The sequence below is a fragment of the Halobacteroides halobius DSM 5150 genome (assembly GCF_000328625.1).
GTDB classification, from domain to species: domain Bacteria; phylum Bacillota; class Halanaerobiia; order Halobacteroidales; family Halobacteroidaceae; genus Halobacteroides; species Halobacteroides halobius.
The window spans coordinates 438,094-457,452 of sequence record NC_019978.1; the positions used below are offsets into that span (position 1 = coordinate 438,094).

The following is a 19,359-nucleotide window of genomic DNA, read 5'->3' on the forward strand; positions in this document are numbered from 1 at the left end:
GCAAACATGCAGCATTGGATTAGCAAAAAAAGTGCTAAAAATCCAGTGCTGTCTCTTTCCAGTGTTTTCCTCACAAAAAAATAAAAAATCCAGCCTTAACGGCAGGTGCTTTCATTCCTATGATATAAATGGTACCGAAGGTGGGGCTCGAACCCACAAGGCCACAAGGACCATTGGATTTTGAATCCAACGCGTCTGCCAATTCCGCCACTTCGGCTCTCTTATTCAGCAATTACTATCATAACATACTATCTTTTTTTATGCAAGTTTAAATTTAAGTTTTTTAATTGCTACTCACATTTTTAAATTATAGTCATATTATAAAAGCAAAGAAAAGCTTATATTCTATACTATCTTGCCTTAATACTCCTCTAAACAACATCTATTAATATATACTTAAATTTTAATTAGAAAGGAGATTGCAAATGAATTTAATAACATTGCTTAACTTTATTATCGAGTTGTGTAATATGGAACAGGAAAAACTAAAGATGCTAACAGAATGTTTAGAGGAGTTAAGAAGTAGTAAAAGGAGAAACGAATTGTGGGTAACAGAAAATTTAACTTCTGGAACTGAAGAAGTTGCGGTTACCCAGGATTCTAACCATGAAGTCTTAACTCCATCATTGAAAGGAGGTGAAAAGATGGTTGATAATGAGCAAGAAATAATAAAAGAAGCAATTAGAAAACAGGCTCAAGCACAATGTGATGATAAATGTGGTAATGGGAATGCTCAAACAGATACTGAAGTGGAATTTACTTGTGTAACTTGTGTGCCAGAAAGTTTTGCTGTTGATATAGAATCTTTGGAAGAGATTAGATTTATTTTTAATACAGATAAATTATACTGTTGTTTAGATAAAACAACAGAAGAATGCAATATTCCAGGAATTGGGGATATTGAAGTTGATGTCTGTGTAGTTAAGATAGTAGGTGCTATAGAGTATATTTTAAATGCTTACCCTGCTGTAAGAGGAGATAAATATGGTAGAGGAGAAGGTGATATTGAAGTAATACCTGATAGGGAAGCTAATGTATGTTGTGAAGGAACTACATTTGTTGATAATGTTGTTGGTGCATTTGCAGTAGATGACCCAGAGCTTATAGAAGATCCTTGTGAAGAGTTAGATTTTTGTGATATAGAAGGTGTGCTTACAGATATATCTATAATAACAGATGAGGAATCAGATAAACAGTGTATAAAGTTTGAAGGAAGATTTGAGCTTCCAACTATTGATAGGGCAAACTATTAAATAATTATGTAAGAAGCCCGTGTTTTAGATCTAAAACACGGGCTTCTTTTATTTAGGAAAATAGATTACTATTAGTCATAAACTGATTAAGCAGGCCATTAATAGCAGTAACTTCAGCTAACTTTTTAGCTTTATCCCAGTTTTTATTAGCTGCTGCTTTAATAAGTTTAGGAGAAATATTAGTATTTAAAGCAATTGCTTCTATCAATCTTGCTTTACCTAATTTCTCTAATTTATCCCAGTCTTTATTTAAGATTGTATGCACTTCTTGAGCAGTTAAACCTTGATTTAATAAGCTCATTGTTAATTTCTGTCGCAGACTAGGAACTACCGCATCCCAATTTTGATTAGAAATAGCTATGATTTGGTCTGTGTTAAGGAGACCATCAGTCATATTACTAACTTTTTTAGCTACATCCTCTTTTTTAATTAATCCGTAAGCTTTAAGATAAATTATTTCATTTTGTGGATTAATGATAACAAAAATATTATCAGAAACTAGCATTTCTTTTAGACCTATTTTTCGATTGTTTCTACCAATTAAACTACTATCAGCAACTTTAATTGTTTTTACTTTATTATTAACCTTAATTTTAATAAAATTAGAGATTGGATAAGTGGCCACTACTTTTCCTGTAACAGTTTTTAAACTTGCTAATTTGGCTAGTAGTTTAGCACTTTCTGCTCTTGTAACATAGTTATCAGGTCTAAATTCATTATTTGGGTAACCATTAATGATCCCTAATTTAGTACTTACAGCAATTAGATTATAAGCCCAGTGATCTTTGGATAAATCTGAATAGTAGATACTGTTAACTGTAATTTTCTTTTGTTCATCATCTAATTGTAATGTTCTACCTAACATTGTAATAATTTCTGCTCTAGTGATTTTTCGGTGTGGCCTAAAAGTATTATCAGGATAACCAGTAATAATTTCTTTTTTTACTAAAGCAGAGATATATCCTTTAGCAGGATGATTAGATATATCAGTCATTTTAGAAGTTGCAGCTGGTTGTAACTGCAATATTTTAGCTAAAGAGTAAGCAAATTCTCCTCGAGTAATCGGTTGGTCTGGTTTAAAGGCTCCATTTTGATAAACATACATAATTCCTTTATCTAATAAGGGACTAATGTATTTTAATGCCCAGTGATTAGATTTAACATCTTGTGGTCGGTAAGCCAAAACAGGAACGGTTGAACTAAATACTATTAATAGTGTTAAAAGAGTTATTAAAGTTTTTTTCTTCATAATAACTACTCCTTTCTATATTGAATATTAGCTTGTCTACTAAGTGATACATATAAAAGTTTAACATATAATAGATGTTTTTTCTATAAAATTACTTTTACAGTTTATGGGAACTGTTTTAAGCTGTTAGTTTTTAGATAAATTTAATTAGGACTAATAGTTAAGTTAATAATTTGGAAACTTAAGAACTAGGTAGAGAAGGAATTTTATCTTTTCTAGTGAAGTAAAAAAGTTAGGGCCAAAGAATTTAAGAGAGGTTAAGGAGGCAGCAAGATGTCGAAACAGAGATTATATTTATTAGATGGGAATAGTTTAGTTTATAGAGCTTTTTATGCTTTACCAGATACACTAACTACATCAGATGGGACAGTTACTAATGCAGTATTTGGTTTTACTAAAATGTTACTTAGTTTAATCGATAATCAAGCGCCTGATTTAATTGGCATTGCTTTTGATGCCCAAGGGGCTACATTTAGACACGAGGAGTATGAAGAATATAAGGCTAATCGAAAAGAAACTCCTGATAAGTTAAAGCATCAGTTTGACTTAGTAAAAGAGGTGGTAGATGCTTTAGAGATTCCTAGATTTGAGGTAGAAAGTTTAGAGGCAGATGATTTAATTGGAACTCTAGCAATAGAAGCAGAGAAAGAAGATTATAAAGTTACGATTGTAACTGGAGACCGTGATGCTTTACAGTTAATTAGTGATAATATCGAGATAATGTATACCAAGCGAGGTATCAGTAATATAATTAGATATGATGTGGACAAGTTTAGAGAAGATTATGAATTGGACCCAGAACAATTAGTAGATAAAAAAGCATTGATGGGGGATAAGTCAGATAATATTCCTGGTGTTGATGGGATTGGAGATAAGACTTCTACTAAATTATTAAAAGAATTTGGTGGGTTAGAAGAAGTATTAGATAATATTGACCAAGTTGGTGGCAAAAAAAGAAAACAAATGCTAAGAGAGCAAGGAGCTAGGGCCAAGCTTAGCAAAAGGCTAGCTACTATTAAGGTTGATTGTCCACTAGAGATCAATTTTGATAAGTTAGTTTTAGCTGATTTAGAGGATATTGACCAAGCTTATGATTTATTTAATAGGTTAGAATTTACTAGTTTGATTTCTTATTTAGGAGGGCATAAAGGTTTAGAAAAAGTAGACTACCAAGAAGTTAATGAGTTAGAAGAATTACAAAGCCTTAAGCTTCCTTCCACAATAGCTATTAAACTTAATTTAAACGGGCCAAGGTTAAAACAAACGCTAGAGGGAATAATAATAGCTACTCTTGAGCAAGTATATTATATTAATTTAGCTGAAAAAGAGTTAATCACCTACTTAGAAGATACTTTAGTAGATAAGAAATTATTAATGTATCAGGCTAAAGGGCAATTGAGGTATTTATTGCAGCAGGGAATCGAGGAGTTTAATTTATCTTTTGATCCACTATTGGCTGCTTATTTATTACAACCTAGTGAAGATGCAATTGATTTAGCAGGAATAATAGAAAAGTATCTACAACAGGCTGAACCAGAAGTAACAGGGATAAAGCTATTAGCAGTTAGAACAAATATTTTGTTTAAGTTACAAATTAAATTAGAGGAAGAACTAAAAGAAAATGATTTATTAGAGTTGTTTCAAGATATGGAACTACCTTTGGTTAGAATCTTAGCTCAATTAGAATTAAATGGTATTAAGGTTAGCCAAGAGCAATTAGAAAATTTATTTACTGAGTTATCTACAAAAATATCTAAACTAAAGAAAGAAATTTGTAATTTAGCAGGAGAAGAATTCAATATTAATTCTCCTCAGCAGTTAGGAACCATTTTATTTGATAAATTAGACTTACCTGTAATTAAAAAAACTAGCACCGGTAACTATTCTACTAGTGCTAAAGTATTAGAAAAGTTAGAAGGAAATCATGAGATTATTCCATTAATTTCTGAATATCGTTCTTTAACTAAATTAAAGTCTACTTATGTTGATCCTTTAGAGAGTTATATTAATGAGAAAACAGGCCGGATACATACTAACTTTAAGCAACAAGTTACAGCGACAGGTAGATTAAGTAGTAGAGAACCTAATCTGCAAAATATTCCGATTAGAACAGAAGAAGGACGTAAAATCAGACAGGTATTTGTGGCCCAAGAAGGATATAAGTTAGTAGCAGCAGATTACTCTCAGGTTGAATTGAGGGTCTTGGCCCATATTTCTCAGGACGAAAGATTAAAGAAGGCTTATCAACAAGGGCTTGATATTCATACTCAAACTGCTAAAGAGCTGTTTGGTATCTCCACAAAACAGACACGCCGGAAAGCTAAAGCAGTTAACTTTGGGATAGCTTATGGAATTAGTGATTGGGGATTAGCTGATCGGCTTAAAATTAACAAACGAGAAGCAAAAGAATATATTGATCTTTATTTTAGTCGTTATCCAAAAGTTAAAGAGTATATTGATGATAAGATTAGACAAGCTAAAAAACAAGGCTATGTAACAACTATTTTTGATCGCAAGAGATATTTGCCAGAAATAAATAGTAGAAATTATCATAAACGTCAATTTGCTGAAAGAACAGCTATTAATACTCCTATTCAAGGGAGTGCTGCAGATATTATGAAGTTAGCTATGCTTGATGTAGCTAAAGCTTTAGAAAAAGAAGAGTTAGCTAGTGATATTTTATTACAGGTTCACGATGAATTAGTGTTAGAGGTTCCAAAGGATGAAGTTAAGAAGGTTGCTAAATTAGTAAAGAAAAGAATGGAAGATACAGTTAATTTAGATGTACCTTTAGAGGTTGATGTTAAGGTAGGAGATAATTGGAATGAAATGGAAGAGTATTAATCTTCAACTTATAATTAGATTGAGAAAGGAGCAAAGTTAATGCTATCTAAAAAATTAATTAAAAAAATATTAGCCACTGCTTTAGATAAAGGTGGAGATTTTGCTGAGGTATTTTTTGAAGATAAAAAGAGTAATACATTTAGTTTAGAGAATTCTAAGTTAGAGCAAGTTAAGACAGGTTATGACTTGGGAGTTGGAATTAGGGTTTTAAATGGAGAACAAGTTTCTTATGCTTATACTGATGATTTAAGTAAGGATTCATTATTAAGTACTGCTCAAGTAGCAGGGGCTGCTAGCCAAAATGATAAGCAAGTTAGTATTACCGATTTAACTACAAAAGAAGTTAAGCAAGCGCATCCAATTAAGATTAGACCAAATGAAGTTTCTAAGCAGAAGAAAGTTGATTTTATTAAACAGGCTAATCAAGCTGCTTTAGAGTTTGATGAAAGTATCCAACAAGTAAAGATTAGTTATGGTGATTATATCCAACAGGTAATGATTGCTAATTCCGAAGGATTATTTAGAGAAGATGAGCGAATTCGAACTAGACTAAGGGTTAATGCTATAGCTAGTGATGGAGAGAAGATTCAAACGGGAAGTGAAGGCCCTGGTTTACATGTTGGTTTTGAGTTATTTGACCAGTATAGTCCACAAGAGATAGGAGAAGAGGCTGCTAGACAAGCAGTTACAATGTTGCAGGCTGACCCTGCACCATCAGGACAAATGCCAGTAGTAATTAACAATGGATTTGGTGGTGTTTTATTTCATGAAGCCTGTGGCCATGGTTTAGAAGCTGATGCTATTCAAAAGGAATCGTCTGTATTTGCTGACAAGGTTGGAGAACAAGTAGCTTCATCAGTTGTAACGGCTATAGATGATGCAACTGTTAAGAATGCTTGGGGATCATTTAATATTGATGATGAAGGAGTTATAGCACAAGAGACAGTACTAATTAAGGATGGCATCTTACAGGATTACATGTATGATCGTAAAGCAGCTAAAAAAGGTGCTAGAGAATCAACTGGGAACGGAAGAAGACAGTCTTTTCGTAGTCTGCCGATTCCAAGAATGACTAATACTTTTATTGCTCCAGGAGAAGATAAGCCAGAGGATATTATTGCAGCTGTTGATGATGGTTTGTATGCTAAGAAATTAAGTGGGGGCCAAGTTGAACCGGCTACTGGGGAATTTGTCTTTACTGTAGCAGAAGGCTATTTGATTAAAGATGGTCAGATTGATAAACCAGTTCGAGGAGCTACCTTAGTTGGTAGAGGAATAGATGTTCTTAATAAGATATCAATGGTTGGAGATGATTTAAAATTGGCTGCGGGAGCATGTGGTAAAAGTGATCAAAGTATTCCAGCAGCAGTTGGTCAACCGACACTGTTAGTAGATCAAATTACTGTTGGTGGTACAGAAAGGAGAGGAGAATAATGGAAGATATAAATTTAACTAGTTTATTGGCCCAAGCTAAAGATAAAGGTGCAGATGAAGTTGAGTTATATTACCAAAGATCAAAGAATAATGATTTAGAGATATATCAAGGAGAAGTTGACTCTTTAGAATCAGCCAATGCAAAGGGATTAGGAGTTCGAACCTTTGTAGGAGATAAAATGGGCTTTGCTTATACTGCTAACTTTACTGCAGATGCTTTAGAAGAAACAATTACTGAAGCAATAGCTAATGCTAAATTAGCTACTGCTGATCAATATAGAAAATTACCAGAAGGTTCTTTTGATTATCCAGAACTTAACATTTATAATGTTAAATTAGAGGAGAGTAGTATTGAAGATAAAATTGATTTAGCTTTACAGATGGAGGAAGCAGCTTTAGAATATGATGATAGAATTAAAACGGTAATGAGTGTAAATTATGGTGATTATAATTCAGAAGTTAGAATTGTTAATTCTAAAGGATTAGATGAAAGTTATCGGAGTAATGGCTGTTATGCTTATTTATATGTATTAGCTAAAGAAGGAGCAAGACAACAGACTGGTCGTGCTTTATCATATGGTAAATCTTTAGATGAATTAAAGCCAATTAAGAAGGCTAAACAAGCAGTCGAGAATGCAATTAAGTTATTAGGTGGTCAACCTGTAAAATCCCAAGAAGCTCCAGTTGTTTTTACTCCTCAAGTGGGTAGTATGTTTATGTATGTCTTGGCCCAGGCATTAACTGCTGAAGCAGTCCAAAAGGGAAGGTCTTTATTTGCAGGGAGATTAGAAGAATCTGTAGCTGCTAAAAGAGTTAATATCATTGATGATGGTACTTTAGAAGAAGGTTTAGCTACAGCTCCTTTTGATGATGAGGGGGTTCCTTGCTCTGCAACTGAATTAATTAAAGATGGAGTTTTAACTAACTATCTATATGATACCTATACAGCTAATAAAGATAAAGTTAATTCAACAGGGAATGGAACTAGAGGAGGTTATCGTGGCGTGCCAGGAGTTGCAGCTAGTAATTTTTATTTGGCCCCTGGAAATAAAAAACCAGAAGAAATTATTAGTAATGTAGATAATGGATTTTATGTTCACAAAGTATCTGGTTTAGTAACAGGAGGGGCTAATCCTATTTCAGGTGAATTCTCAGTTGGAGCTACAGGGCAGTGGATTAAAGATGGAGAAATTGAAAAGGCAGTTAGTGAAATAACAATTGCTGGTAATTTGATTGGCTTTTTAGAGGATATAGAAGAGTTAGGTACAGATTTAACCTTCAATCCAATGATTGGTTCCTTTGCTAGTCCCACTTTTAAGGTTAAGAAATTGGCGATTAGCGGGAATTAATGTTATGATTAAACTTGTTAAAGTATAATTATTTAACAAATTAGAAGGGGTTGTAGTTACAATGGAAAAAGAGTTATTAATTAATGAAACAGAAGCCTTTTCTGAGATATTACAGCAAATTAGAGAGGCTAAAGAGTCGATTTATATCTGTATGTATATTTGGAGAGATGATAATATTGGGAATTTAGTGGCTGAAGAATTAATTAAAGCTGCTGATAGAGGGGTTAAGGTTGAGATTTTAAAGGATAAAGCAGGTTCTGTATTTGAACGTGTTGAACAACAAAAGCAAAGCTTTTTTCACAAACAAAGGGAGGTTAAGTGTTGTATTAAGGAGTGGTTTATCTCCTTTTTGTATTATCGGGATAATAAAGTTTCTAAAAAGCAACTTAGAAATAAGAGATTAAATAGAATGTTAGAGCATGAAAATATTACGATTAAATTTAATAAAGAACGACATGACCATTCTAAATTTTATATTTTTGATAAGCAAGTATTGATTTTAGGTGGCATGAATATTGGTGATAAAACGGTTGCTGCCTTAGGAGCACAATACGGGGATTATATGATTAAATTGGCTGACCAAGGTTTGGTAACTTGCTTTTTAGAGAGCTTAGCTAAGGGCCAACCTCTTGCTTACCAAGGGGTTAGTTTCTATTTTAATATGAGAGATAAAAAAATATATCAAATTAAACCGAAAGTATTAGAATTATTAGACCAAGCAAGATACAGAGTAGATATAGAGATGGCTTATTTTGGGGATCGAGATATAACAAATAAAATTATTGAAATCTCTCGAAAAGGTGTTAATGTCACAATATTAACCTCTAAAGATGCTAATGTACAGCAGGCTTTAAATCAGCAAGTTTTAGAAAAAATTATTAAAGAATCAAATGTTAAGGTTTATTTATCAGATAGGATGGTACATTCCAAATTTATGTGTATAGATAGAAGGAAATTTTTCTTAGGTTCAGCAAACTTTCATAAGTTAGGGATGAGCAAGCTATCAGAGATAAATGTTTTAGTAGAGGGCGATTGTGTATGTAAAAAGTGGGAAGCATGGCGCAAAGAACATCTAAAGGAGTGTAAGTTAGTTTCACAAGATTGTAATCTAGATTATAATAGACTGATTGCTTTGACTGAGAGAGTATTTTGTTAAAGATTGGTCTAAAGGAGAAAATTTAATGTTAAAAGAGCCCAAATATCAATAATTACCAAAATCAAAGATTTAAAATGGGTTAAAATAAGTTTTGAGTACCAATCTATTCTTTTAAAGAAAAAAAGACCTCAATTATGGGAAGAAATCTTCAGTAGCGAGTATAATTAAAAACAGGAAACGGAGGAGCTAATATGCCTGAGTTACCCGAAGTACAGACAGTAGTAGATACATTACAGGGGTTTATTTTAAATAAAGAAATTACAGATGTTAAGATTAAGCAAGAAAGGTTAATAGCTCAATCTAAACCAGAAGATTTTAAGGAAATTTTAATTGGCAGTAAGATAGAAGAAGTAAGAAGAAGAGGCAAATATATTATTATTGAATTGGATAATCGATATTATTTAGTGACCCATTTAAGAATGACAGGAAGATTTGTTTATACTAAACAAGACGAAGAGCATGATAAGTATGATTATATTTTCTTTAAATTTAGAGGTGCTGATGAATTAAGGTTAGGTAGTAAAAGACAGTTTACTAGAGTTTATTTAGTTAAAGATTTAGAGGATGCAGGTAGTTTAACTAAGCTAGGGCCTGAACCCTTATCGGATGAATTTACTTTAGAACTCTTTAAAGAGATGCTATCTACTCGACGAGGTAGAATTAAGCCTTTATTATTAAACCAGAAGTTTTTAGCTGGTTTAGGTAATATTTATGTAGATGAAGCTATTTATATTTCTCAAATTCATCCTTTAAGAACTGCGGATACACTTAGCTTAGAAGAGATAGAAAGATTATATAAAGCAATTAAGCAGGTGTTGAGGGAAGGGATTAAACATCGGGGCACAACTAAGTGGGATTATGTTGATGCTAGTGGCCAAGCTGGTGAATATCAAAATTATTTACGAGCTTATGGTCGAGAAGGAGAAGAATGTAATAGATGTGGAAGTGAATTAGACAGAATTAAAGTAGGAGGACGAAGTTCTTACTTTTGTCCATCTTGTCAACAGGAGGAATAAGGTATGTCTTTGTTACAATTACGAAAAGGAAGTAAGAGGTATCCAGAACAAATTATTTTTCAAGATATTTCATTACAGATACAAAAGCAGGATCGGGTAGGATTGATTGGGGCCAATGGTACTGGAAAATCAACTCTAGTTAAGATATTAAGGGGCCAAGAGTATCTAGATAAAGGTGAGATTTTAACTAGTAATGATTTAGAGATGGGATATTTGGCCCAAGATTTTGGTTTAAAATTAGATAAAACACTGTATGAAGAAATGTTGAGTGTTTTTTCTGATTTATTTGCTTTAGAAGAGAAAATAAAAGGTTTAGAGACTAAAATGGGCCAACTGACTGGTGATCAGTTAGAGAAAGTAATGAATCGTTACAGTCGGTTACGTCAAAATTATGAAGATCAGAATGGATATCAAGTAGAAAGTCAGATCAAAGGTATTCTACGGGGATTAGGATTTAGTAAAGCTGATTTTAATGAGCAACTGATTAATTTTAGTGGAGGTCAAAAGACTAGAGCAGCTTTAGCTAAATTATTATTACAACAACCTGATTTATTATTACTAGATGAGCCCACTAATCATCTTGATTTAGCTGCTAAAGAATGGTTAGAGGATTATTTAAATGATTATCCTGGTGCTATAGTTATTATCTCACATGATCGTTATTTTTTAGATAAGGTAGTAAATAGAATTTGGGAGTTAGAAAAAGGAAGATTTGAAAAGTATAAAGGAGATTATTCCTTCTACCTTGAGGAAAAAAAGCATAGATTATTAACATGGCAGCGAGAATATGAACAGCAACAGGAGAAAATAAAAGAACTTAAGGCCTATATTAGAAAGAATAAAGCAGGAGTAGATGCGAAGCAGGCTCGAGGCAGACAGAAAAAATTAGATAGGATGAAAGAGATTGCTCCTCCTCCTAGTTTAGAAAAGCCTAAGATTGAATTTGAAATGGAGACTACTAGTGGAGCAGAGGTATTAGATATTAAAGGTTTAACTAAGTCATACCAGCAAGAAAAAGTATTAGAAGGGATTGATTTTAAGTTATATCGAGGGGAAAAGGTAGCTTTGGTTGGCCCTAATGGTAGTGGGAAGTCTACTTTATTTAAGTTACTATTAGGTCAAGAAAATGCAGAAGCTGGAACTGTTAATCTAGGAGCTAGAGTTAAGATAGGTTATTATGACCAAGAACACGAAAGTTTAAATCCTGAGTACAACTTAATTGAGGAATTAAAAAAAGTAAAAAAGATTAATGATAGCCAAGCTAGGGATATCTTAGCTCGCTTTTTATTTAAAGGAGATGAAGTTTTTAAGAAGGTTGCTACCTTAAGTGGTGGTGAACAGGCTCGGTTATCTTTGGCCAAATTATCAATTCAGGATTTTAATTTATTATTATTAGATGAGCCAACTAATCATTTAGATATTAAGTCTAAAGAAATATTAGAAACTGCTTTAGATAATTATCCAGGAACAATCTTAGTTATTTCACATGACCGTTATTTTTTAGATAAGTTAATTAGTAAAGTATTTGCTTTAGAAAATAATGACCTAGTTGAATATGCAGGTGATTATTCGGATTATTATCAGCAGTATCAAGAAAGCTTGGCCCAGCAAAAGGAAGAAAAAAAAGGAAAACCAAAACAAGAAGTAGAACAAAACAAGCCTAAAGACCAACAGATTAACTTAGAAGAGTTAGAGTCAGAAATCATGAAGTTAGAAGCTAAAGTAGAAGAATTAGAAGAAGAATTTAATCAACAGGATTTATATGATGACCAGGAAGAAGTGGCTGAATTAACTAAAAAGTACGAAAGATTAAAAGAAGAATTAAATGACTATTATAGTTTATGGGAAGAAGCAATTTAGTAACATCTACATCCCTATTCTCATATGTTAGTTGTAGATAAGATGAGAGGGGATGGTCTTATGAATCTAATAGCTATTTTTGTTTTAGCTTTAGCGATTAGTCTGGATGGTTTTGTAGTAGGAATAACTTATGGCTTAAAAAAGATAGAATTAAGTTATCTTTCGACTTTAATTATTAGTATTGCTTCCGGGATTGCTATTTTATTATCTATGAGTTTAGGATCTTTTTTAAGTAAGTTTATAGCTTCAGTCTGGACTAGCAAAATAGGAGGAGTTATATTAATTGGACTGGGAATTTGGTCATTTTATGATGCACTCCATCAATTATTGGTCAAGAATCAAGATATAGAAAAAGATGATACTCCTAAAGAACTCTTTACTTTTAAGATTAATTCTTTAGGATTAATCGTTAATATATTACATGAACCAGTTAAGGCTGATTTTGATTATTCTGGAGCTATTAATAATCAGGAAGCTTTATTTTTAGGAATTGCTTTATCATTAGATGCTTTTGGAGCTGGAATTGGAGCTGTAATGGTAGGCTATCCACCCTTAACTACTGTTTTTTTAGTAATTGGTTGTAATTTCATTTTGTTAAATGGTGGATTGCAAATAGGAAAACAAGTTACTTGTAACAAACTTAGTTCTATGTTGAGATTACTTCCCGGATTAATTTTAATTTTACTTGGGCTAACAAAATTATTCTAAAAGGAGCGATGGGAGTGAAGATTGGATTAACAGGTGGGATAGCTAGTGGAAAAAGTACTGTAACAAAATTATTAGAGGAATTAGGGGTTGAAGTTATAGATACAGACCAGATTGCTCATCAATTAATGGAACCTAAGAAGGAAGTATGGAATAAAATTGTAGATAATTTTGGTAAAGAAATTTTATTATCCAGTAATGAGATTGATAGAAAGAAGTTAGGAGAGATAATATTTAATGATATCCAAGCTAAAAAGAAGCTTGATCAGATTACTCATCCTGCTATTATTGCTGAGCTTAGAGAAAGAATGAGAGAGGTTGGCCCGGATAATCTAATAGTAGCAGAAGTTCCTTTGTTAATTGAAGCAGATATGTTAGATTTATTTGATAGAATTTGGTTAGTTTATGTATCTAGAGAAGTTCAAATTGAACGGTTAATGGCTAGAGGTAATTTTGATCATCAAGAAGCATTAACAAGAATTGAATCTCAAATGCCATTAGATGAGAAAAAACAATATGCAGATAGAATTATAAATAATAATGGAACCCCAACGGAACTTGAGAATGAAGTCAAAAGAGTGTGGAAAGAGATCAAAGAAGTAGTTAACAATTAAAAATTATTATATTTTTAGGAGTGTTATTAGTGAACTTTGATTTAAAAAAGGTTCTTTTTATCCTGTTAGTCCTAATAGTATTAGGTTTATTAATTAGCAATTATAAAATATTTTTAAAAGTTATTTATCCACTTGTTTATAAAGATTTAATTTTTAGGGAGGCGGCTAATAAGGGGTTAGATCCCTATTTAGTAGCTGCTGTTATTTATGCAGAGAGTAAATTTGATCCTCATGCTACCTCCAATACAGGGGCCAAGGGCTTAATGCAGATTATGCCTAAAACAGGAAAATGGATTGCTAAGATGAAGAGTGATAATGATTTTTCAGTTAGTGATTTATATACTGTAAAAAAGAATATTGAATATGGATGTTGGTATTTAGCTTGGTTATACAAAAGATTTGATAGAAAATTAGCTGTTACACTAGCAGCTTATAATGGTGGATTAGGTAATGTTGATAAGTGGTTAGAGAATGATAGATGGGATGGTAAGCATAAGAATGCAGACCAGATTCCTTTTACCCAGACTAAAAATTATGTTAATAGAGTTATGAAATTTTATGATAGATATAAATTTATTTATAAAGAAGAAGGAGAAGATAGCTTCTTCTAGAACTAAAAAAGGATACATTTAGAGAATCGTTTGACAAAATATAAAAACTAGGATAAAATTATTGTGTTGCGCTTTAATATCTATAAATGTTGATTTTTGTAGATGTTTGTTTATTATTTAGGGGGGTGACAAGTAAGTTTTAAAATTAAAGATGACTTAAATAAGTAATCTAAATATAATTTATAGTTAGGCTGTGACAAGCAAAAAATAAAGAGAGGTGATAATATGCTGACGTATATAGCAAGAAAAAGTTTAATGGCGATACCAATTTTATTAGGAATTGCTACGATAACTTTTTTGCTTAATTTTGTTTTTGTTCCTGGGGATCCAGTTAGAATTGCTATGGGCCAAAGTGCTGACCCAGAGACCCTTAAGATGATTAGAGAAGAGATGGGATTAAATGATCCTTTATATGTTCAATATTTTAGGTTTATTGGTAGATTAGTACAAGGAGATTTAGGTGAATCCTTTACTTCTCAACGTCCCGTAATTAATATTATTTTAGAAAGGTTACCAGCTACAGCTCAATTAGCTGGTTCAGCTATGTTAGTAGCTATTATAATAGGAGTAACAGCTGGAGTTATTTCAGCAGTAATGCCTAACTCAATTTGGGATTATTTATTTATGACCTTAGCTATGATAGGTGTTTCAATGCCTGTTTATTGGCTAGGATTGGTTTTAATTTTAATATTCTCTTTAAATTTAGATTTATTACCAGTTTCAGGATATGGTAGTTGGCAACATTTAATTCTACCAGCTATTGCTTTAGGAAGTAGACAAGCTGCTAAGATTGCTAGGATGACAAGATCTAGTATGTTAGAGGTAATTGGTAAAGATTATATTAAGACTGCTAGAGCTAAAGGTGTAGCTGAAAGAATAGTAGTTATTAAACATGGTCTGCGTAATGCATTAATTCCTGTTGTAACAGTAATTGGAACTCAAATGGGTTATTTATTAGGTGGAACTGTATTAACTGAAACTACTTTTTCTTGGCCAGGACTTGGTCGTTTAGCAGTAGATGCTGTAATGAAACGTGATTTCCCATTAATTCAGGGAACAGTAGTATTTTTAGCATCGGTATTTATTATAGTTAATTTATTAGTTGATATTAGTTATGGCTTCTTAGACCCACGAATTAATTATGATTGATTAAAAATTGTCTAAATAAGACATATTTTATAATTATTGATGTATAGAGGAGGGATTAATATGGCTCAACCAAAAGTAGAGCAGAATGCTAAAGAGACTACTGAAACGAAAGAAGTAGAAGTTCATAGTCCTTGGCGAGCTGCTTGGAGAAGATTAAAAAGAAATAAGCTGGCGATGTTTGGTTTAGGAATTACTGCTATTTTAATGATAGTAGCTATTTTTGCGCCTGTAATAGCTCCTTATGATCCTTTTTATTCTCCTGTTATGCAGGAAGGGAAAGTGGAGTTATCTATGCAAGGGCCAAGTTTAGCTCATCCATTTGGAACTGATACGTTAGGTCGTGATATATTTAGTAGAATTGTTTATGGAGCTCGAATTTCGTTAATGGTTGGATTTGTTACACAGATTATATCCTTAGTGATTGGGATTACGTTAGGAGCTTTAGCAGGTTATTATGGTGGGATAGTTGATGATATTATTTCCTATTTAATTAATGTCTTTTTAGCCTTTCCATTCTTATTATTTGCAATTGCAATTATGGCTGTCTTCCAAGATCCAGGTGTAGATAAAGTATTTATTGCTTTAGGATTGGTTAGTTGGCCAGGACTTGCTAGAATAGTAAGAGGACAAGTTATGTCACTAAAAGAGGAAGAATATGTTGAAGCAGTAGAATCTTTAGGTGCTAATGATTTTCGAATTATCTTTAAGCATATAATTCCAAATTGCTTGGCCCCGATTATTGTAACAGTTACTTTGGGGATAGCAGGAGCTATTCTTGCTGAAGCTGGATTGAGTTATTTAGGTTTAGGAGCTCAACCACCACAACCAAGTTGGGGATTAATGCTAAATAGTGGTAAACAATATATGAGAACTGCTCCACGAATGATGTTAGTTCCAGGAATAGCAATTGTATTGACTGTATTAGGATTTAATTTATTTGGAGATGGATTAAGAGATGCTCTAGATCCAAAGATGAAAGAGTAGCATTGGAGGTGAGAAGATGAAAAATGCAATTTTAAAATTAAAGGATTTAAAGACTTATTTTAATACAGATAGGGGAACAGTTAAAGCAGTAGATGGGGTTAGTTTTGAGATAAAAGAAGGAGAAACATTAGGAGTAGTAGGAGAATCAGGCTCAGGAAAGAGTGTAACTGCTGCTTCAGTAATGCAGTTAGTACCAACTCCTCCTGGAGAGATAGCTGATGGAGAGATTTTATTTAAAGGAGAGAATCTTTTAGAAAAATCTAAAAAAGAAATCCGAAAGATTAGAGGAAACCAAATTTCAATGATCTTTCAAGAACCAATGACCGCCTTAAATCCAGTATATACGATTGGTAGTCAAATTGGCGAAGCACTCCAGCTACACCAAAATTTAAACAAAGAACAAGCACGAGAAAAATCAATTGAAATGTTAGAAAAAGTAGGGATTCCTTCTCCAGAAGAGAGAGTAGACGAACACCCTCATCAATTAAGTGGTGGTATGAGACAAAGAGTAATGATTGCCATGGCTTTATCTTGTAATCCAGAGCTTTTAATAGCAGATGAGCCAACCACTGCATTAGATGTAACAATTCAGGCTCAAATTTTAGAATTAATGCAAGAATTAAAAGATGACTTTAATACAGCTACAATGTTAATTACTCATAACTTAGGCGTTGTAGCAGAAATAGCAGATAAAGTAGCAGTCATGTATGGCGGACGGGTTGTAGAACAGACTGATGTAAAGACCCTATTTAAGGATCCAGAACATCCATATACAGCTGGATTAATTAATTCTATTCCTAAAGTAGAAGGTAGAAATGGTCAATTGGATCCAATTGAAGGAACAGTACCTGATCCATTTAGTTTTCCTAAAGGTTGTAAGTTTGCTAATAGATGTGATTATGCAACAGATAAATGTTGGCAGCAGGAGCCTCAGTTAGAAGAGATTAAAGATAACCATCTAGTTAGATGTTGGAGATGGAATGAATTAGAGCTTAAGAAGTAAGTAGGAGGTGAGAAAATGAAAGATGCTATTTTAGAAGTAAAGAATCTAAAGAAACACTTTCCAATAAAAGGTGGAATTTTCAAGCGTCAAATAAATTCTGTTAAAGCAGTAGATGGATTAAACTTTGAAGTAAAAAGAGGAGAAACATTAGGTTTAGTAGGAGAATCAGGTTGTGGGAAATCAACAACCGGAAAAGTATTATTACGTTTATTAGAGGCAACAGAAGGTGAAGTAGTCTTTGAAGGCCAAAATATATATGATTTAGATAAAAAAGAGATGCGTAGTCTACGTCGAGAGATGCAGATGATTTTCCAAGACCCATATGCTTCTTTAAATCCCCGGATGACAGTAGGAGAGATAATCGGGGAGCCATTAGAAATTCATGGTTTAGCTAGCGGTCAGGAAAAGGAAAAAAGAGTTAGAGAATTACTAGATAAAGTAGGATTACAACCTAATTATGCTAATCGTTATCCTCATGAATTTAGTGGAGGACAAAGACAAAGAATAGGGATTGCTAGAGCATTAGCGGTAAATCCTAAGATTATTGTCTGTGATGAACCTGTATCGGCTTTAGATGTTTCTATTCAGGCCCAGGTAATAAATTTATTAGAGGAACTACAAGAAGAATTAGGTTTAACTTATATCTTTATTGCTCATGATCTAAGTGTAGTCCGCCATATTAGTGATCGAGTAGCAGTAATGTATCTAGGTGAGATGGCAGAATTAGCAGATAAAGATGAATTATATGAAAATCCCAAACATCCGTATACAAAGGCTTTATTATCTGCAATTCCAGTTCCAAATCCAGAAGCAAATAAAGATAGGATTCTTCTAGAAGGTGATGTACCTAGCCCTATTAATCCGCCAAGTGGATGTAGTTTCCATACCAGATGTCCATTTGCTAAAGAAATTTGTAAAAAGAAAACCCCACAATTTAAAGATACCGGTGACGGACATTTCTATGCTTGTCATTTAGTAGAGTAAAAAGAGTAGCTGCACTTATGCAGCTACTCTTTTGATAATTAGGATATTTCTTGATATTAAATGTAACTTGTATTATAATATGTGTAATATGTATAAGGAGAATATTTAGCAGAATAAAGAATAGACTCTTGACAATAAGTTTTATTTATAATACAATTTTTATGAGGAGAGGACTATTAGAATTAAGAAAATATAGTAGGTAATTGAGAAGCCAGAGTAAATTAGAAGATTAGCGAGTAGTAGAGTAGAATATATAACAAGAAATTATTATAAAGTGAGTTACATATACTTTATTATTTTTTGTTGAATTTAGCTACTCTAAACTAATTAGTTTAGAGTATTAATTTTTTTGGAGGGTATAAGATGAGTAGAGATATAAGTAGGAGAGTAGATAAGTTTAACCCTTATGATTGGACTAAAAAGGAGAAAGTTGTTTATTTGGCTAAACGTGATCCTTTTTTAAAGGTTGAAAAGATAGCTCAATTAGCAGAAACAAGTTCTCATTATGTACGAACAGTTCTTTCAGAAGCTAATTTATCTTTAACTCGATTAAGGAAAGAATATGCTCAAGGTAGTGATACAGAGGTAGATGAAAGAAATGGACTGTTATTAGATATATTAGATATAAAGCAATTAAATAATTTAACAGTAGAATTAGAGACTGATGAGGCTATATTAAATAACATTGATAAGTATAATAAACTTAAAGAGAATAATAATTACCAATTAGCTAAGACAAGACTATTTCAGCTTAAGGATGATGTTAGTTTAATTAATAGTAATTTAATAGTTACTAAGGAAGCATATGATAGTTTATCAAAGCTAAAAGAGAAATCAAATGCTCATTTTTCAAAGATTAGATGTAGTTCTGTTTTATCTCAGAAAAAAATAACTAGATTATTAAATATAAAAGAGAATTCCCCTATAATAGTTATCTGGAAAGAGATTTTTATTAATCAGAAATTGTGTGGGGTTGATATGATTTATTGTGATTTTAGTAAATTCCAATTGGTACTAGATCCAATTTCTTATCAAGGGATTAAATTAGAAGTAAAGAGTGATTATTAACCAATATATTTGTGATTTTTTAAGGTTACTTATGTTTGTAGTGATAGGTTTTAATTTTATATTCATATAAACTAGAGGAG

General features: G+C 32.4%; 16 protein-coding genes and 1 tRNA gene. 15 read left to right on the top strand and 2 right to left on the bottom strand.

Going from position 1 to position 19,359, the window contains the following annotated elements; translation table 11 throughout:
- Window positions 1-129: 129 nt before the first annotated feature.
- A tRNA-Leu gene (locus HALHA_RS02120) sits at window positions 130-217 on the bottom strand.
- A 208-nt stretch (window positions 218-425) separates the two neighbouring features.
- Between HALHA_RS02120 and HALHA_RS02125 the strand changes: the two genes are divergently transcribed.
- Complete coding sequence (locus HALHA_RS02125) at window positions 426-1,253, top strand: hypothetical protein (protein WP_015326144.1); 828 nt, start codon at window positions 426-428, stop codon at window positions 1,251-1,253.
- 52 nt (window positions 1,254-1,305) lie between these two features.
- Here HALHA_RS02125 and HALHA_RS02130 read toward each other — a convergent pair whose 3' ends face one another.
- The gene (locus HALHA_RS02130; RefSeq protein ID WP_015326145.1) at window positions 1,306-2,502 is read right to left on the bottom strand and encodes an S-layer homology domain-containing protein; all 1,197 of its coding nucleotides are present in this window, start codon (window positions 2,500-2,502) and stop codon (window positions 1,306-1,308) included.
- Window positions 2,503-2,775: 273 nt separating this feature from the next.
- Here HALHA_RS02130 and polA point away from each other — a divergent pair, with 273 nt between their 5' ends.
- From polA to HALHA_RS02200, 14 genes are all read left to right on the top strand, one after another.
- Window positions 2,776-5,346, top strand: coding sequence for a DNA polymerase I (gene polA, locus HALHA_RS02135; RefSeq protein WP_015326146.1), 2,571 nt, complete (start codon window positions 2,776-2,778; stop codon window positions 5,344-5,346).
- 39 nt (window positions 5,347-5,385) lie between these two features.
- Entirely contained in the window at window positions 5,386-6,780 is a 1,395-nt protein-coding gene (locus HALHA_RS02140) for a TldD/PmbA family protein (RefSeq protein WP_015326147.1), read from the top strand.
- A complete protein-coding gene (locus HALHA_RS02145) occupies window positions 6,780-8,129 on the top strand; it encodes a TldD/PmbA family protein (protein WP_015326148.1) in 1,350 nt (449 codons plus the stop codon). Before HALHA_RS02140 ends, HALHA_RS02145 begins: the two co-directional genes overlap by 1 nt.
- A gap of 61 nt (window positions 8,130-8,190) precedes the next feature.
- A complete protein-coding gene (locus HALHA_RS02150; RefSeq protein ID WP_015326149.1) occupies window positions 8,191-9,285 on the top strand; it encodes a phospholipase D-like domain-containing protein in 1,095 nt (364 codons plus the stop codon).
- Between the two features lie 191 nt (window positions 9,286-9,476).
- Window positions 9,477-10,301 carry a DNA-formamidopyrimidine glycosylase gene (gene mutM / locus HALHA_RS02155; RefSeq protein ID WP_015326150.1) on the top strand — a complete coding sequence of 275 codons (825 nt, stop codon included), beginning with the start codon at window positions 9,477-9,479 and terminating at the stop codon, window positions 10,299-10,301.
- A gap of 3 nt (window positions 10,302-10,304) precedes the next feature.
- Complete coding sequence (locus HALHA_RS02160; protein ID WP_015326151.1) at window positions 10,305-12,161, top strand: ABC-F family ATP-binding cassette domain-containing protein; 1,857 nt, start codon at window positions 10,305-10,307, stop codon at window positions 12,159-12,161.
- Window positions 12,162-12,221: 60 nt separating this feature from the next.
- Window positions 12,222-12,869 (top strand): sporulation membrane protein YtaF, encoded by a 648-nt coding sequence (ytaF, locus tag HALHA_RS02165; protein WP_015326152.1) that lies wholly within the window; start codon window positions 12,222-12,224, stop codon window positions 12,867-12,869.
- Between the two features lie 8 nt (window positions 12,870-12,877).
- On the top strand, window positions 12,878-13,480 hold the full coding sequence (gene coaE, locus HALHA_RS02170) for a dephospho-CoA kinase (RefSeq protein ID WP_041607615.1): 603 nt from the start codon (window positions 12,878-12,880) through the stop codon (window positions 13,478-13,480).
- 29 nt (window positions 13,481-13,509) lie between these two features.
- Window positions 13,510-14,091: a lytic transglycosylase domain-containing protein gene (locus HALHA_RS02175; protein WP_015326154.1), complete on the top strand. Its 582-nt coding sequence runs from the start codon at window positions 13,510-13,512 to the stop codon at window positions 14,089-14,091.
- Window positions 14,092-14,316: 225 nt separating this feature from the next.
- Complete coding sequence (gene nikB / locus HALHA_RS02180; RefSeq protein ID WP_015326155.1) at window positions 14,317-15,240, top strand: nickel ABC transporter permease; 924 nt, start codon at window positions 14,317-14,319, stop codon at window positions 15,238-15,240.
- 60 nt (window positions 15,241-15,300) lie between these two features.
- The gene (locus tag HALHA_RS02185; RefSeq protein WP_015326156.1) at window positions 15,301-16,224 is read left to right on the top strand and encodes an ABC transporter permease; all 924 of its coding nucleotides are present in this window, start codon (window positions 15,301-15,303) and stop codon (window positions 16,222-16,224) included.
- Window positions 16,225-16,240: 16 nt separating this feature from the next.
- The gene (locus HALHA_RS02190) at window positions 16,241-17,227 is read left to right on the top strand and encodes an ABC transporter ATP-binding protein (protein WP_015326157.1); all 987 of its coding nucleotides are present in this window, start codon (window positions 16,241-16,243) and stop codon (window positions 17,225-17,227) included.
- Window positions 17,228-17,242: 15 nt separating this feature from the next.
- Complete coding sequence (locus tag HALHA_RS02195; RefSeq protein WP_015326158.1) at window positions 17,243-18,211, top strand: ABC transporter ATP-binding protein; 969 nt, start codon at window positions 17,243-17,245, stop codon at window positions 18,209-18,211.
- A gap of 363 nt (window positions 18,212-18,574) precedes the next feature.
- Window positions 18,575-19,279 (top strand): hypothetical protein, encoded by a 705-nt coding sequence (locus HALHA_RS02200; protein ID WP_015326159.1) that lies wholly within the window; start codon window positions 18,575-18,577, stop codon window positions 19,277-19,279.
- Window positions 19,280-19,359 lie beyond the last annotated feature (80 nt).

Excerpts from the sequence above, each read along its gene's own strand:
- HALHA_RS02150 (WP_015326149.1), top strand. The coding sequence starts at position 8,191 with ATGGAAAAAGAGTTATTAATTAATGAAACAGAAGCCTTTTCTGAGATA.
- HALHA_RS02130 (WP_015326145.1), bottom strand. The coding sequence starts at position 2,502 with ATGAAGAAAAAAACTTTAATAACTCTTTTAACACTATTAATAGTATTT.
- HALHA_RS02195 (WP_015326158.1), top strand. The coding sequence starts at position 17,243 with ATGAAAGATGCTATTTTAGAAGTAAAGAATCTAAAGAAACACTTTCCA.
- coaE (WP_041607615.1), top strand. The coding sequence starts at position 12,878 with ATGGGAGTGAAGATTGGATTAACAGGTGGGATAGCTAGTGGAAAAAGT.
- HALHA_RS02185 (WP_015326156.1), top strand. The coding sequence starts at position 15,301 with ATGGCTCAACCAAAAGTAGAGCAGAATGCTAAAGAGACTACTGAAACG.
- polA (WP_015326146.1), top strand. The coding sequence starts at position 2,776 with ATGTCGAAACAGAGATTATATTTATTAGATGGGAATAGTTTAGTTTAT.
- HALHA_RS02125 (WP_015326144.1), top strand. The coding sequence starts at position 426 with ATGAATTTAATAACATTGCTTAACTTTATTATCGAGTTGTGTAATATG.
- HALHA_RS02160 (WP_015326151.1), top strand. The coding sequence starts at position 10,305 with ATGTCTTTGTTACAATTACGAAAAGGAAGTAAGAGGTATCCAGAACAA.
- HALHA_RS02190 (WP_015326157.1), top strand. The coding sequence starts at position 16,241 with ATGAAAAATGCAATTTTAAAATTAAAGGATTTAAAGACTTATTTTAAT.
- nikB (WP_015326155.1), top strand. The coding sequence starts at position 14,317 with ATGCTGACGTATATAGCAAGAAAAAGTTTAATGGCGATACCAATTTTA.
- HALHA_RS02145 (WP_015326148.1), top strand. The coding sequence starts at position 6,780 with ATGGAAGATATAAATTTAACTAGTTTATTGGCCCAAGCTAAAGATAAA.
- mutM (WP_015326150.1), top strand. The coding sequence starts at position 9,477 with ATGCCTGAGTTACCCGAAGTACAGACAGTAGTAGATACATTACAGGGG.
- ytaF (WP_015326152.1), top strand. The coding sequence starts at position 12,222 with ATGAATCTAATAGCTATTTTTGTTTTAGCTTTAGCGATTAGTCTGGAT.
- HALHA_RS02200 (WP_015326159.1), top strand. The coding sequence starts at position 18,575 with ATGAGTAGAGATATAAGTAGGAGAGTAGATAAGTTTAACCCTTATGAT.
- HALHA_RS02140 (WP_015326147.1), top strand. The coding sequence starts at position 5,386 with ATGCTATCTAAAAAATTAATTAAAAAAATATTAGCCACTGCTTTAGAT.